Annotated in this window: 12 protein-coding genes and 1 pseudogene; all 13 read right to left on the reverse strand. The window is 54.4% G+C overall.

The features are described from left to right. Positions 1-13 precede the first annotated feature (13 nt). The 13 genes and pseudogenes from fmt to RGU70_RS01405 all read right to left on the reverse strand — a co-directional run bounded on the left by fmt (position 14) and on the right by RGU70_RS01405 (position 14,841). The gene (fmt, locus tag RGU70_RS01345; protein ID WP_322207629.1) at positions 14-976 is read right to left on the reverse strand and encodes a methionyl-tRNA formyltransferase; all 963 of its coding nucleotides are present in this window, start codon (positions 974-976) and stop codon (positions 14-16) included. Next, complete coding sequence (locus RGU70_RS01350; RefSeq protein ID WP_322210667.1) at positions 973-1,797, reverse strand: SDR family oxidoreductase; 825 nt, start codon at positions 1,795-1,797, stop codon at positions 973-975. The genes fmt and RGU70_RS01350 overlap by 4 nt, the downstream gene beginning before the upstream one ends. Before the next feature lie 129 nt (positions 1,798-1,926). Further along, the gene (locus RGU70_RS01355) at positions 1,927-2,646 is read right to left on the reverse strand and encodes a thiol:disulfide interchange protein DsbA/DsbL (RefSeq protein WP_322207630.1); all 720 of its coding nucleotides are present in this window, start codon (positions 2,644-2,646) and stop codon (positions 1,927-1,929) included. A 48-nt stretch (positions 2,647-2,694) separates the two neighbouring features. After that, positions 2,695-3,327: an SPOR domain-containing protein gene (locus RGU70_RS01360; protein WP_322207631.1), complete on the reverse strand. Its 633-nt coding sequence runs from the start codon at positions 3,325-3,327 to the stop codon at positions 2,695-2,697. A gap of 5 nt (positions 3,328-3,332) precedes the next feature. Continuing rightward, the gene (gene argS / locus RGU70_RS01365) at positions 3,333-5,081 is read right to left on the reverse strand and encodes an arginine--tRNA ligase (RefSeq protein WP_322207632.1); all 1,749 of its coding nucleotides are present in this window, start codon (positions 5,079-5,081) and stop codon (positions 3,333-3,335) included. A gap of 86 nt (positions 5,082-5,167) precedes the next feature. After that, positions 5,168-7,198, reverse strand: coding sequence for a primosomal protein N' (locus RGU70_RS01370; protein WP_322207633.1), 2,031 nt, complete (start codon positions 7,196-7,198; stop codon positions 5,168-5,170). 697 nt (positions 7,199-7,895) lie between these two features. Then, a pseudogene (gene hemE, locus RGU70_RS01375) lies at positions 7,896-8,974 on the reverse strand (uroporphyrinogen decarboxylase). A gap of 180 nt (positions 8,975-9,154) precedes the next feature. Next, positions 9,155-9,592, reverse strand: coding sequence for a CoA-binding protein (locus tag RGU70_RS01380; protein WP_322207634.1), 438 nt, complete (start codon positions 9,590-9,592; stop codon positions 9,155-9,157). A 119-nt stretch (positions 9,593-9,711) separates the two neighbouring features. Beyond that, positions 9,712-10,134, reverse strand: coding sequence for a F0F1 ATP synthase subunit epsilon (locus tag RGU70_RS01385; RefSeq protein ID WP_322207635.1), 423 nt, complete (start codon positions 10,132-10,134; stop codon positions 9,712-9,714). Between the two features lie 177 nt (positions 10,135-10,311). After that, positions 10,312-11,712, reverse strand: a complete 1,401-nt coding sequence (gene atpD / locus RGU70_RS01390) for a F0F1 ATP synthase subunit beta (protein ID WP_322207636.1) — start codon at positions 11,710-11,712, stop codon at positions 10,312-10,314. 80 nt (positions 11,713-11,792) lie between these two features. After that, positions 11,793-12,665 carry a F0F1 ATP synthase subunit gamma gene (atpG, locus tag RGU70_RS01395; protein ID WP_322207637.1) on the reverse strand — a complete coding sequence of 291 codons (873 nt, stop codon included), beginning with the start codon at positions 12,663-12,665 and terminating at the stop codon, positions 11,793-11,795. Positions 12,666-12,695: 30 nt separating this feature from the next. Continuing rightward, entirely contained in the window at positions 12,696-14,237 is a 1,542-nt protein-coding gene (gene atpA / locus RGU70_RS01400; RefSeq protein WP_322207638.1) for a F0F1 ATP synthase subunit alpha, read from the reverse strand. A gap of 70 nt (positions 14,238-14,307) precedes the next feature. Beyond that, entirely contained in the window at positions 14,308-14,841 is a 534-nt protein-coding gene (locus tag RGU70_RS01405; RefSeq protein ID WP_322207639.1) for a F0F1 ATP synthase subunit delta, read from the reverse strand.

The raw sequence follows: 14,841 nt of genomic DNA on the forward strand, positions 1-14,841 counted from the left end.
ACGGCAGCCGGGATTAATCAAATTGCCCACCCTCAAGCGGAAAACCCTGCAAAAATTCGGCCGCAGGCAAGCGTTTTCCTCCGGGTTTTTGCAGTGTGTTCAGACGCAATACGCCCTCACCACAAGCGACCAGCACGCCATCGTGCGCGTTAGCGCTGAGGATTTTTCCTGGCACGATTGCTTGTGGCGATGACGCGCCCGGTAGCGCCTCCGCTTGCCAGAGCTTGATGAGGACGCCACCAAACTGTGCCGTCGTTCCAGGGGCAGGATTGAACGCCTGTATTTTGCGCGCCAGTTGTACAGCCGATTGCTTAAAATCCAGCGCGGCTTCTTCCTTGCTGATCTTGGCGGCGTAGGTCATGCCCTCTGACGGTTGCGCCGTTGCGTTCAGCAGTCCCTGTTCCAGCGCAGAGAGCGCTTCGACAATCATGCTTCCTCCCAGTGTTGCCAGCTTGTCGTGCAGGCTGGCAGTGGTGTCGTCGGCTGCTATCGGCAAACGCTGACTCAGCAGCATGGCACCGGTATCCAATCCTTCATCCATCTGCATGATGGTAATGCCGGTCTCGGCATCGCCCGCTTCAATAGCGCGATGAATCGGTGCGGCACCGCGCCAGCGTGGCAGCAGCGAAGCGTGAATATTGAGACAACCGTATCGCGGCAGCGCCAGCACTTCGGACGGCAGTATCAAACCGTATGCGGCAACGACCATCACATCGTGCGGCGTGGCCGCCAGCAACTGATGCGCCTGCAAGGCCACTTCGGGATACTTGCCATTCAATCTGAGCGAGACGGGCTGCGCCACCGGCGTGCCATGTTTCAGCGCGCACTGCTTGACTGCCGAGGGCTGCAATTGCAAACCGCGACCGGCTGGCCGGTCTGGCTGCGTCAGCACCAATGTCACGGTGTGGCCAGCGTCATACAGCGCCTGCAAGGCAAGGGCGGCGAATTCGGGAGTTCCTGCAAAAATGATGTTCATTGCTTGTCCGTAGTGTCCGTGATGTCAGCGCTGGCAGTACCGGCGCGGGTCTTGTACGGCGCTTTGGAAAATGCGAAATCGTATAGCCAGTTCGGTAACAGTCGCAGTAATTTGGCAACCACACCCATCTGCCACGGCAATACGCGGTAACTCTCGCCGGCGGCAATGGCCGCTGCGGCCTTCTGCGCGAAACGATCGGCGGGCATCAGGAACGGCATGCGGTAATCGTTGATCTGCGTCATCGGGGTATCGATATAACCCGGCGCAATCGTCACCACACGAATGCCACTCGCGCGCAATTCGACGCGCAAGGATTCGCAATAACTGATGACGGCCGCTTTCGAGGCGCTATAAGCTTCCGCGCCGGGTAAGCCGCGTATCCCTGCAACGCTGGCAATACCGACCAATCGGCATTGATGCCGATCTGGCCGCGACAGCATGGCGTCGATGAAAGGCGCAAAGGTAGCGACTGTCGCCAATAAATTGGTGGCGATGATGCGTTCGAATACCGGCAGATCTTCGGCATGCTGGGTGAGTGTTCCGCTTGAAATACCGGCGCAGGCGATGACGATATCAATACCTCCATGCACGGAGATAAAGTCGACGGCAGCCGCTGCCAGCGCGGCATGGTCAGTCACATCGAGGGCATACAGGGAATGTTGCGCCGATGCGGGCTGTTGCACAGGCAGTTGCGCAGCCAATTGTTCCAGTAGAGGCTGCCGTCGCGCCACCAGCCCCATCACTGCACCTTGTGCTGCGTAATGCCTGGCCAAGGCCGCGCCAAGGCCACTGGAAGCGCCGGTAATAAAGATGCGTTGCATGGACATGGCTTGCTGCCTTAATAAAAACGGTCCGCGACTCATTCGAGGGCGGACCGTCGATTCGGGCTGGACATTGCGCCCGGGTCACTCAGGAACCCTGCACAACTCAGGCCACCGTATTTACTGCTGTTATTTTTTCTTCGCCTTCACGGGCGGTGTCGCTGCACTCGCCACGGGTGCGGCGTTACGCTCTGCTATCGATTTTGTCACCAGGAAATCCATCACTTGCAGCGTTGCGGCCTGTTGCATCGATTCCGGCTGATTGCTCAATGCTGCGCCAGCAATGGAGGGCGCAGTCATGAAGCGGCCTGCGATTGCTACCAGCGGCACACCGTCAACTTTGTAGGCTTCCTGCAATTGCGAGGCGCGTTTGGCCTTGGTCAAGGTGCCAAACGAGTTGTAAATGTCGAGGAATTTTTTCTCATCAATACCTTGCTTGACGATAAATTCAAGGATCGTTTTATCGGTGTCCACACGCTGGCGATCAACATGAATGGCGGTAAAAATCTTCTTGTCCAATTCTTCAGCCTTGCCCATTGCTTCCAGCGTGTAATACAGCTTTTGCTGCGGCAGGAAGGATTCGCGGAAGGCAATCGGGACTTTCTTGAAAATGATCTTGTCGCCCTGTTTCTTGACCCAGGCAGTCAGCGATGGATCGAAGAGTGCGCAATGCGGGCAGCTGTACCAAAAAAATTCTATCACTTCAATTTTGGCGCCAGGCTCGGTGGCTTGCGCTTGCGGCAGCGTCTGATAATCGACGCCATTCTGCGGATTGGAGGGTGAAGCATGAACCGCGAGCGCCAACAGCGCAAAGCTGAGGCCGGCAAGGGTACGTTGGTAAAAACGCATACTATTTCCTTTCAGGAATAACAATGTGGGTTGCGGTGGTTGGCCGCATTATTTGGCGAGTCGCACTACCGCTGCATCGACACCGTTATCGGATAATTTTCCACGATAGCGATTGGCAATTTCCTGTTGCGCATAGGGTCCCATCCGAACCCGGTACAGCAAGCCGGTATCGGATTTTTTCTCTGTGATTTTGGCTTCGAAACCAAGCAGGGCGAGTCTGGCCCGGGCGCTCTCTGCATCGGCCTGATCGCGGAAAGCACCGGCCTGCAGGAAGTACAGCCATTTCTCATCCTCAGCATCGCCCTTGACCACGGGTGCTGCCGGTTTGACATCCGGCACTGCTTTTTCGCCGGTCATCGGTTTGGGGTCGGGCTTGGGAATTGTCGTATCGGCTTTCTTCACTTCTTGCGGAGGCAATGGTGCGACCACTCCAGCGGAAGTAGCGGCACTTTCAGCTTCCCGGGATGCTCGGTTGCCGTACAGCGGGCGATTAGGATCGGCGACCTGATCCGGTGCCAACTCCGTCGATTTATCTTTGGCGGGACGATTGGTAAATGGCAGCGGCGATTTGGTAATCATCAGCGCCACCACGACGGCAATACCCAGTCCGACCACTAAACCGATAATCAGACCCAGCAGTGTGCCGCCAGCCTGTTTTGTACGTCGTTGCGATGTATTCATTGCTTTCACATTTTCTCCGGTGCGGATACGCCAATCAATGACAGCCCGTTGCGCAACACCTGACGCGTGGCCAGCATCAGAGCCAGTCGCGCCATTTTTGTAGCTGCATCGTCTACCAGAACCCGCTCCGCATTGTAGTAGCTATGCAATTCGCCAGCCAGATCGCGCAGATAAAAGGCAACCTGATGCGGACCCAGTTCTTCCAGCGCATGCGTCAGCATGTCCGGGTATTCCGCCAGCTTGGCCAGTAATGTTGCTTCGCGCGGCGCGATCAGCGGCGACAGGTCAGACACTTGCGGCAGCGTGCTGACGTCGCCACCCCATTGCGCCAACACGGAACAAATGCGGGCATGCGCATACTGCACGTAGTACACCGGATTTTCGTCTGATCGTGCCAGCGCCACATCGACATCGAAAACAAATTCGGTATCGGCCTTGCGGGAAATCAGGAAGAATCGTACGGCATCGCGGCCGCGCGTCAGGTCTGGCACTACGCCTGCGCTGGCATTTTCGGCAATGACGGTACCGTTCGACCAGTCGATCAGGTCGCGCAGCGTGACGTAAGAACCGGCGCGCTTGGAGATTTTGACTTCTTCGCCGTCCTTCATCACGGTGACCATCTTGTGCAAGATGTAATCGGGATAACCGGTAGGAATGCCGATAGCGAGCGCCTGCAGCCCGGCGCGCACACGAGCGATGGTGCCGTGATGGTCGCTGCCCTGGACGTTGATGACCTTGCGGAAACCGCGTTCCCACTTGACGACGTGATACGCAACATCGGGGACGAAGTAGGTGTAAGTCCCGTCGCCTTTTTTCATGACGCGGTCTTTGTCGTCGCCGTAGTCGGTGGTGCGCAACCAGAGCGCGCCGTCTTGCTCGTAGGTTTTGCCGGCCTTGGTCAGCGCCGCTACGGTTGATTCGACCCGGCCATCTTTGTACAGCGAGGATTCGAGATAGTAATTATCGAAACGCACGCCGAAAGCCTGCAAGTCCAGATCCTGTTCACGCCGCAAATAGGCAACGCCGAACTGACGAATCGATTCGATATCGTCGACGTCGCCGCTTGCGGTAACCGGTGCGCCATCACTGGCGGCTACCGTTTTACCTGCCATAAAGTCAGCAGCGATATCGGCAATGTAATCGCCGTTATAGGCGCTCTCCGGCCAGCCGGCTGTGCCGGGCTTGCTGCCTTTGGCGCGCGCTTGCACTGAGTTCGCCAGCGTGGCGATCTGGACTCCGGCGTCGTTGTAGTAAAACTCGCGGGTAACGGCGTAACCCTGAATTTCATGCAGCGCGGAAATGGCATCGCCCAGTGCGCCCTGCCGACCGTGGCCGACATGCAAGGGGCCGGTCGGATTGGCGGACACAAATTCGACCAGCACTTGCTGCCCGGTGCCGATACTGCCGCGTCCGTAGTTGCTGGTTTCGGACAAGATGGCTTTCACGACGGCCTGCTTGGCGGAAGCCGCCAATCGCAAGTTGATGAAGCCGGGCCCGGCGATTTCAGCCGCAGCAATCAGATCGCTGCCTTTAGCGTCTTCCAGCACGGCAGCGACCAGTGCCTGAGCCAGTTCACGCGGATTTTTCTTGAGTGCCTTGGCCAGTTGCATCGCAATGTTGCAGGCGATATCGCCATGCGACGGATCGCGCGGGCGTTCAAGCGTAATGACGGGGTTAAGGTCGGTGCCGGCAATCAGTGGCACCAGCGCATCATGGAAGAGCGCGGTAATGCGTTGTTTATGTTGTGCAAGCATGGAAATTTCGAGGAAAACTGCGGTGGGACGAATAGTCAGCGATTATACCGCTCCCGACATGCTGACGTCGTTTGCGGGCAGCGATCTTATATATCGACCGGATCGACCTCTACCGACCACTTGACGCGGCTTTTCATTTGCCGCAAGGCCGGTAGCCATTGCTTCAGAAAAGCCTGCAAGGCAGGGCGGGAGACGCATTCAATCAATAATTGCGCACGTTCCTGGTTGGCAACACGCACCATGGTCATTGGAATCGGGTCATGAATCGTGATGTCCGGTGCATTCAGGCACTCTGCGGCTTGTTGCAGGAATTGCAGTGCGGTCTCCAGCTCCTTTGCCTCGGCACGCAACAGGGCCTGATAAATAAACGGTGGCATGGCAGCCTGTTGGCGCTCCTCCAGCAAGGCATTGGCAAAGCCGTCGTAGTCGTAAGCGCCCAGCGCCGCAAACAGCGGGTGCTGGGGATAGCGCGTTTGTATCAGGACTTGCCCGGGGTTACCATCCGTCTTTTGTGCAGCACGACCGGCGCGACCAGCGACCTGCATCAGCTGCGCAAACAGGCGTTCGCTGGCGCGGTAGTCGTGCGAAAACAAGGCGGTGTCGGGATTGAGGATGCCGACCAGCGTCAGGTTTTTAAAATCATGTCCTTTCGACACCATCTGGGTACCGATCAGGATGTCGACGTCGCCACCATGCACGCTATCGAAAGCGGCTTGAGCGCTGCCTTTGCGCCGCGTTGAGTCGGCATCGATGCGCAAAATGCGGGCTTCCGGGAATTGCGCTTGCACATGCTCTTCGATGCGCTGCGTGCCACGTCCAAGCGGCTGCAAATCGACATTGCCACAGGTGGGACAGGATCTCGGGATGCGCAGCTCCAGGCTGCAATGGTGGCAACGCAAGCGGTGTTCGGGTTTGTGCAGCACCATCATGGCGGTACAACGCGTGCAATTGCTGATCCAGCCGCAGGCGTCGCACGACAGTACTGGCGCATATCCGCGCCGGTTCAGAAACAACAGCGATTGTTCTCCGCGCTCCAGTCGCAGTCGTAGTGCCGCTGCGAGAGTCGAGGTCAGGCCGCCACCGCCTTTATCGCGCTCCATGTCGATCAAGCCGACTTTGGGCAATACGGCGTCTGCCACCGCCCTCTGACGCAACACTAGTTTGCGATAGCGTCCCGATTGCGCATGCTGCCAGGTTTCCAGCGAAGGTGTGGCCGATCCCAGCACTACCGGTATGCCTAGCTGATGGGCGCGCCATACAGCAAGATCGCGTGCTGAATAGCGCAAGCCTTCCTGCTGCTTGTAGGAGGGGTCATGTTCTTCGTCGATGACGATCATTTTGAGGTGCGGCAGGGAGGACAGTACCGCCAGTCGCGTGCCTAGAACGATGCGCGCCTGACCGGTATGTGCCGCCAGCCAGTTGCGCATTCGTTCGCCCTCCGCCAACCCGCTATGCAGACTCACTACGGCCACGCCAGGAAAGCGCTGCCTGACGCTAGCTTCAAGCTGCGGTGTCAGGTTGATTTCCGGTATCAGGATTAACACTTGTGCTGCCGCGCCATCATCCCGCGCCAGGATGTGAGCGGCGGTTTGCAGATACACCTCGGTCTTGCCGCTTCCGGTGACACCATGCAGCAAGATCGGGGCAAACCCGCTTGCGCCGGCAATCGTATCCACGGCAATCTGCTGCTCACTATTTAACAGCGGCATGGCAACCGGCACTGGATCGTGTAGCGGGGCGATTTTGGCTTGTTTTTTCAGTGCGCTGTTTAAGGCGACGCTGGTCAGTGCCCGCAGATTCTTGGGCAGCGAAGGAAGTGCCACCTCGCCCAGCGGACGCTGATAGTAGTCGGCGGCAAAACGGCACAAGTCCAGCCATTCGGCTCCCAAGGGTGGCACTTGCTGCCGGATCGCAATGACATCTTTCAATTTATCATCAGGCAAATCACTCTGGGCCTGAATGGCGACAATCACCCCGGCGACAGTGCGCCGCCCAAACGGAACCAGCACAATCTGGCCGACCATGGGCAATGCCGCGCCCGGTTCGTTCCGCCACCGGTAATCGAACAGCATGTCAAGCGGTGTATCGAGGGCAATTTGGAGGATGCGAGGTTCCACGAACTTAATGTGCTTCCTCAAAAGTTAAGCTAACTATCGGTTTCATAAGCCCTTTTGGGTCTATCCACAGTTATTGTGGATAACTTTGTGGATAACTGGGGCTTGACAGCGCTTATGTCAGTAACGGCGCGGGTTTCGACAAAATGCCCAATTCAAATGCAAAAAAATTATTATTTAAAATCAATGACTTACAAAATCGATTCATCTAACGAAAATAATTTTTCAATATTTTATTTTTGCTGCGATGCAGATGGAATTTGTGCATAAGTCGGTGGGGGAAGCCAAAATGTGTCAAGCATTTTCCTTAAATTTCTGCTTTTATGCCGCTCTCTTGGGACAAGCAATTCTTGTAGTCCCTGGTAATCACTTAAGGTAATACATTAGAAAATTAGCTAAGTCCCGGTTTCATAAGGCATTTTTAAACTATCCACAAAACCTGTTGATAACTTTGTGAATAAGTCCCTTCCAATCTCCTGCAAAGCTAGCATCCACGCCATTTTTGATGTTTTTCTTCAAACCAGACAAAAAATTAATCCCATTAAAATCAGTAACTTATAAATAATTGCGCCAGACGAATCTTATTTATTCAAAAATAGTGATATCCCTATTTCAGCACCAACACATTGTGCATAAGTAAACATGACTAATTATCGAGTTCAGCCCGGCGCACGGGATTTATTACGATGCGCTGGGCCGCTTACTTACGCAATTCACGACTGATTTCATGCACTGCCGTTGTCATGATGCTAACGGCCTCTGGCGGCGTGAACTGGGAAATGCCATGCCCCAGATTGAAGATATGTCCTGCTCCGTCTGCCGGTGTGCCGAACGCTTCTAGCACCTTACGTACTTCTTTGCGGATTTGCTCAGGCCCGGCAAACAGGACGCTAGGATCGAGATTCCCTTGCAAGGCAACCCGGTCACCCACTTTACGGCGCGCATCGGACAAGTTGACCGTCCAGTCCAGACCTACTGCGTCGGCGCCGATTGACGCAATCTGCTCCAACCACAGACCCCCCCCTTGGTGAACACGATAGAAGGAATACGCTGGCCGTCTTTTTCCTTCTTTAATTGGCTGACTACCTGTTCCATGTAGCGCAGGGAAAACTCCTGGTACACACCGTCAGCCAAAGCGCCACCCCAGGTATCAAAAATCATCACGGCCTGAGCGCCGGCATCAATTTGCGCATTCAAATAAGCGGCTACCGCATCTGCATTGACCTTCAGGATGTGATGCATCAGGTCGGGTCGGCTGTACAACATGCTTTTGACCGTACGGAAATCATCCGAGCCACCACCTTCGACCATGTAACAAGCCAAGGTCCAGGGACTGCCGGAGAATCCGATTAATGGCACTCGCCCGTCCAGCGTCATCCTGATCTGCGTTACTGCATCGAAAACGTAGCGTAACTGCTCCAGGTCGGGTGCGCGCAAAGCGCGTACGGCGTCCTCGTCACGTAAGGGCTTTGCAAATTTAGGCCCTTCTCCGTCGACGAAATAGAGCTCCAATCCCATTGCGTCGGGCACAGTCAGAATATCGGAAAATAAAATAGCCGCATCGAGTGGATATCGATCGAGCGGCTGGAGAGTCACCTCTGTCGCGTAATCAGAGTTTTTCGCCAGGCCGAGGAATGATCCGGCTCGCGTACGAGTCGCTCGATATTCAGGCAGGTAACGCCCAGCCTGGCGCATCAGCCATAGTGGGGTGTAGTCTGTAGGCTGACGCAGGAGCGCGCGCAGAAATGTATCGTTCTTCAGTGGGGCGAATTGCGGCATAGGAATAATAGGGCTAAGGCAAAACGCTATTATCTCATTCAAAGACAGCGGGGCCTTTGGTACTTCAACCTGGACACCACTCTTTAGCCATTCCGAACTGATTTCGGTTACGTACGATTGATGACGGTGGCGTCAACATAGGGTATTTACTGCCAACTCAATGTTGCTGAATTAAGCATGTTAGAGAACCCCGTGCAAATGGCCGGCTGCGTGCTCGATCTTGATGCACTTATCCATCACGACAATAAGACCAGCTGCGCGAGCCCGCTCAGCAGCTTGTGCGTGCTCAATTCCCAATTGCATCCAGACACAGCTTGCACCAATGTTGATCGCGTCCTCAACTACAGGAGGGATATCCGCCGCTTTACGAAAACAATCGACAATGGAAATACACTCCCCGCTCACTAACAATGCCGCCGAGGCAGAGGCCAGCGAGTCATAACACTGTTCGCCCAAAATCAGCTTACCAGCGCACATGGGGTTGACGGGAACGATACGATAACCCTGCGCTTGCATATATCTACCCACATCGTAGCTGGGACGGTCAGCACGATCCGACATGCCAACAATGGCGATGATTGGCAATGCGCGCGCTGCAGGTGAACTCGAAATGGACATTACATTCCTCTCAATAAAAAAAGGCAGCCTAAGCTGCCTTGATTTTGCTACGTGGTGCTATTTTTCTGAATTCACACTGTGTTCAACGTAACGAATAACGAACATCCGTCATGCAAGAATCAGTGCTTTTGACGAAGACGGTGGATCGCGGCCAACTGCGCCACAGCAATCACCAGTTCAGCCTGAGCCGCTGCGTAGTCGATTTTAGATTCTTGGTTAGCCAGCACTTCTTCTGCCAGTTTTTTCGCTTCGATTGCTTTGGCTTCGTCGAGATCGGCACCGCGGATAGCCGTATCGGCAAGCACGGTTACTTTGTCGGGCTGCACTTCCAGCAAGCCGCCAGCCACGAATACCAGCTCATCGTTTGCCTGACCCGGGATGCGAATACGTACGGTACCGGGTTTGATGCGAGTGATCAGCGGAGTATGGCGAGGATAAATCCCCAGCTCGCCGGATTCACCCGGCAAAACGACAAATTCCGCTTCGCCTGAAAAAATTTGCTCTTCGGCGGAAACGACGTCCACGTGGATGGTATGTGCCATGTCAGATCCTTTTTTACTGTCCATCAATTGTCGAAAACCACAAGCCCGGGCTTACTACCGAGAACTCAGAATAAATTTAACAGGTGGGCGCACATAAATAAGCGTACCCAGCTGCATCTATCACCATCGCCAGGTGATTTACCTGGCGATGTATAAGCCCGTCAGCTCAGACTTCAATTAATTGATTTTTTTAGCTTTTTCGATTGCTTCTTCGATCGTGCCCACCATGTAGAACGCTTGCTCTGGCAGGTGATCAAGTTCGCCGCTAGCGATCATTTTAAAGCCCTTGATCGTGTCTTTCAGCGAGACATATTTACCTGGCGAACCGGTAAATACTTCAGCGACGTGAAACGGCTGCGACAAGAAGCGCTGCATCTTACGAGCACGCGACACGAGCAACTTATCTTCAGGTGCCAATTCGTCCATACCCAAAATAGCGATGATGTCGCGCAATTCTTTGTAGCGCTGCAAAATACCCTGAACGGCACGCGCTGTTTCATAGTGCTCTTGACCAACGACTTGCGGGTCAAGCTGACGCGAAGTCGAGTCCAGTGGATCGACGGCAGGGTAAATACCGAGCGAAGCAATGTCACGCGACAGCACGACAGTGGAGTCCAAATGGGCGAAAGTGGTGGCAGGCGATGGATCGGTCAAGTCATCCGCAGGAACATAGACGGCCTGAATCGACGTGATGGAACCAGTCTTGGTCGAAGTGATCCGCTCTTGCAAACGGCCCATTTCTTCTGCCAGCGTAGGTTGATAACCTACAGCCGACGGCATACGACCCAGCAGTGCAGAAACTTCCGTACCGGCCAATGTGTAGCGATAGATATTATCAACGAAGAACAGCACATCCTTGCCTTCATCGCGGAAACCTTCAGCGATCGTCAAACCGGTCAGCGCAACGCGCAAACGGTTTCCAGGAGGCTCATTCATTTGACCGTAGACCATCGCGACCTTGGACTTTTCTGGCTCTTCCAGATTCACCACTTTGGCGTCAGCCATTTCGTGATAAAAGTCATTACCCTCGCGGGTACGCTCACCGACACCGGCAAACACGGACAGACCGCTATGTGCCTTGGCGATGTTGTTGATCAGTTCCATCATGTTCACTGTCTTGCCAACACCCGCGCCGCCGAACAGACCGACTTTACCGCCCTTGGCGAACGGACAAACCAGATCGATGACCTTGATGCCGGTTTCCAACAATTCTTGCGATGGCGATAATTCATCGTAGGCAGGAGCCTTGCGGTGAATCTGAGCAGTATGTTCGTGGCTCACCGGACCGCATTCGTCGATCGGGTTGCCCAGAACGTCCATGATGCGACCAAGAGTAGCTTTACCGACTGGCACAGTAATACCCTTGCCGGTGTTGGTGATCATCATGCCGCGACGCAGACCGTCAGACGTTCCCAACGCAATAGTACGCACCACGCCGTCGCCCAATTGCTGCTGAACTTCCAGCGTCAGATCGGAACCTGCCATCTTCAACGCATCGTAAATCTTAGGCATTGCGTCACGGGGAAATTCAACGTCCACCACAGCGCCGATACACTGAACGATTTTGCCATCAGCCATTTTCGTTCCTTCAATATATAAAATTAAATTCTGCTTTAAATGTCGCAATGCACTGCTGCATCACATCTTTAGACTGCGCGTTAAACTGCTGCGGCACCCGCAACGATTTCAGACAATTCCTTGGTGATGGCTGCCTGACGGGTCTTGTTATAGACCAGCTTCAGTTCCCCGATCACACTGCCGGCGTTATCGCTGGCAGCCTTCATTGCCACCATACGCGCCGACTGCTCTGACGCCATATTCTCCGCCACAGCCTGATAAATCAGCGCCTCGACGTAACGCACCAGCAACTCATCAACCACGCTTTGCACATCTGGCTCGTAGATGTAATCCCAAGAATGCGCACTATCCTTGTCCGCTTCCAACCTGTCGCTGGTCAACGGCAACAACTGCTGTAGCATCGGCTCCTGCTTCATCGTGTTGATGAATCGGGTATAAACCAGATAAACCGCATCCAGCTTGCCTTCCTGGTAAGCATCGAGCAACAATTTGACCGGACCGATCATGCGTTCCAGATGTGGCGTATCTCCCAGATGGGTCGCATGCGCCACAACGCTGGCACCCATACGATTAAGAAACCCCAGTCCCTTGTTACCAATCGCCACTGTATCAATCTTGTTTCCAAGCGATTCCAGCTCACGCATTTTAGCCAATGCCAGTCGCAGCGAATTGGTGTTCATGCCGCCGCACAGACCTTTATCGGTCGTGACGATAATGATCCCTACCCGCTTGGCAGTATCCTGCTTCACCATGAACGGATGCGTGTACTCAGGATTAGCCCGCGACAGATTCGACGCAATATTGCGAATCTTGTCGCTGTACGGACGTGCCGCATGCATCCGGTCCTGCGCTCTGCGCATTTTGGATGCAGCGACCATCTCCATCGCCTTGGTGATCTTCTTCGTATTTTCTACGCTCTTGATCTTGCCGCGTATCTCTTTGCCTGTAGCCATGAGTGTGTGTCCTTATAGCTTCAGAGAGGATTAATACGCACCGGATTTTTTGAAATCGGCGACCGCAGCAGTCAAGGCAGCTTCAGCATCCTTGTCGAGTTGCTTGGTGTCTTCGATTTTTTTCAACAAATCGGCATGACTTGCCTTCATGAAGCCATGCAGACCCGCTTCAAATGCCAGCACTTTTTTGACTTCCACGTCGTCCAGGAAACCCTTGTTGACGGAGAACAAAGTCACCGCCATCAGGGAAACCGACAATGGCGCGTATTGTGCCTGCTTCAGCAATTCAGTCACGCGAGCACCGCGGTCCAGTTGCTTGCGGGTCGCTTCATCAAGGTCAGAAGCAAACTGAGCAAATGCGGCCAGTTCGCGATACTGTGCCAAGTCGGTACGGATACCGCCGGACAAGCTCTTGATAACCTTGGTCTGCGCAGCACCACCAACGCGGGATACCGAAATACCGGCATTGATCGCAGGACGGACACCAGCATTGAACAGGGAAGTTTCCAAAAAGATCTGACCGTCTGTGATTGAAATCACGTTGGTTGGAACGAATGCAGAAACGTCGCCGGCTTGGGTCTCGATGATAGGCAGTGCAGTCAAAGAACCTGTCTTGCCCTTGACTTCACCTTTGGTGAAATCTTCAACGTACTTAGGATTGACGCGTGCTGCGCGCTCCAGCAGTCGGCTGTGGAGATAGAACACATCGCCGGGATACGCTTCGCGTCCCGGTGGACGGCGCAGCAACAGGGACACCTGACGGTAGGCAACAGCTTGCTTGGACAAATCATCGTACACAATCAGTGCGTCCTGACCGCGATCACGGAAGTATTCACCCATTGCACAGCCGGAGTAGGCCGACACGTACTGCATCGCAGCCGATTCAGAAGCCGCAGCAGCGACAATGATCGTATATTCCAGTGCGCCATGCTGTTCCAGCGCACGCACGATGTTTTTGATCGACGAAGCTTTTTGACCGATCGCAACATAGATACAGGTAACGCCCTGACCCTTTTGATTGATGATGGCATCGATCGCAACCGCTGTTTTACCGGTCTGACGATCGCCAATGATCAATTCGCGTTGGCCGCGACCAATTGGCACCATGGCGTCAATCGACTTCAAACCGGTTTGCAGTGGCTCGGAAACCGATTGCCGTGCAATCACGCCTGGAGCGATTTTTTCGATTGGCGCTGTCAATTTCGCGTTGATCGGACCCTTGCCATCGATAGGCTGACCCAGCGCATTAACGACGCGGCCGCACAGCTCGGGGCCAATGGGCACTTCCAGAATACGACCGGTACACTTGACGATATCGCCTTCGGAAATATGTTCGTATTCGCCCAGAATCACGGCGCCCACAGAGTCACGTTCCAGATTCAGCGCCAGGCCGAAAGTATTGCCGGGAAATTCCAGCATCTCGCCTTGCATCGCGTCGGACAGACCATGAACGCGACAAATACCATCGGATACGGAAATAACCGTACCTTGATTGCGAATCTCAGCGGTATCGCCAAGGCCCTGGATCCGGCTCTTGATCAGCTCGCTGATTTCAGATGCGTTGAGTTGCATACAAACTCCTAAAAATTTTTCTCTGTCGCTTACGCTGAAGGCTCAAGCCGCTCAGCCTGGAACCTGGTCTTTATGCAGCCAAGGCAACATGTAACTGTTGCAGCTTTGCACGCACCGAGGTATCGAACACTTCGTCGCCCACTGTTACACGTACCCCACCGATCAACTCAGAATCAACCGTCACTGTCGGAGTCAGCTTGCGGCCGAATTTTTTCTCCAACAGAGCCATCAATTCCTGCAATTGCGGAGGCGTCAATTCGAACGCACTGGAAATTTCAGCATCTGCCGCACCTTCCTGCGCATTTTTCAATGTATGGAACTGGGCCGCAATCTCAGGCAACAAAGCCAGACGACCATTTGCGACCAATGCCGTGACGAAATTCTTCACTTCAGCAGTAACCGGTGATTTCAAAGCCGCCAGAAACACGTCAACCACTTTTTGATCTTCAATGACAGGGTTGTGTGCCAGCGCTATGACATCGGGATACGCAGCTAGCTGCGCCATTTCCGACACCATTTCCGACCATGCTGCGAGGTCGGCAGTTTTAGCGACGCGAAACAATGCTTCGGCGTAGGGGCGGGCAATCGTTGCAATTTCAGCCAT

This window comes from Herbaspirillum sp. RTI4 (assembly GCF_034313965.1).
GTDB lineage: Bacteria > Pseudomonadota > Gammaproteobacteria > Burkholderiales > Burkholderiaceae_D > Herbaspirillum.

Bases quoted from the DNA above. Each gene is read 5' to 3' on its own strand.
- fmt (WP_322207629.1), bottom strand. From the start codon at position 976: ATGAACATCATTTTTGCAGGAACTCCCGAATTCGCCGCCCTTGCCTTG.
- RGU70_RS01350 (WP_322210667.1), bottom strand. From the start codon at position 1,797: ATGCAACGCATCTTTATTACCGGCGCTTCCAGTGGCCTTGGCGCGGCC.
- RGU70_RS01355 (WP_322207630.1), bottom strand. From the start codon at position 2,646: ATGCGTTTTTACCAACGTACCCTTGCCGGCCTCAGCTTTGCGCTGTTG.
- RGU70_RS01360 (WP_322207631.1), bottom strand. From the start codon at position 3,327: ATGAATACATCGCAACGACGTACAAAACAGGCTGGCGGCACACTGCTG.
- argS (WP_322207632.1), bottom strand. From the start codon at position 5,081: ATGCTTGCACAACATAAACAACGCATTACCGCGCTCTTCCATGATGCG.
- RGU70_RS01380 (WP_322207634.1), bottom strand. From the start codon at position 9,592: ATGTCCATTTCGAGTTCACCTGCAGCGCGCGCATTGCCAATCATCGCC.
- RGU70_RS01385 (WP_322207635.1), bottom strand. From the start codon at position 10,134: ATGGCACATACCATCCACGTGGACGTCGTTTCCGCCGAAGAGCAAATT.
- atpD (WP_322207636.1), bottom strand. From the start codon at position 11,712: ATGGCTGATGGCAAAATCGTTCAGTGTATCGGCGCTGTGGTGGACGTT.
- atpG (WP_322207637.1), bottom strand. From the start codon at position 12,665: ATGGCTACAGGCAAAGAGATACGCGGCAAGATCAAGAGCGTAGAAAAT.
- atpA (WP_322207638.1), bottom strand. From the start codon at position 14,237: ATGCAACTCAACGCATCTGAAATCAGCGAGCTGATCAAGAGCCGGATC.
- RGU70_RS01405 (WP_322207639.1), bottom strand. From the start codon at position 14,841: ATGGCTGAAATTGCAACGATTGCCCGCCCCTACGCCGAAGCATTGTTT.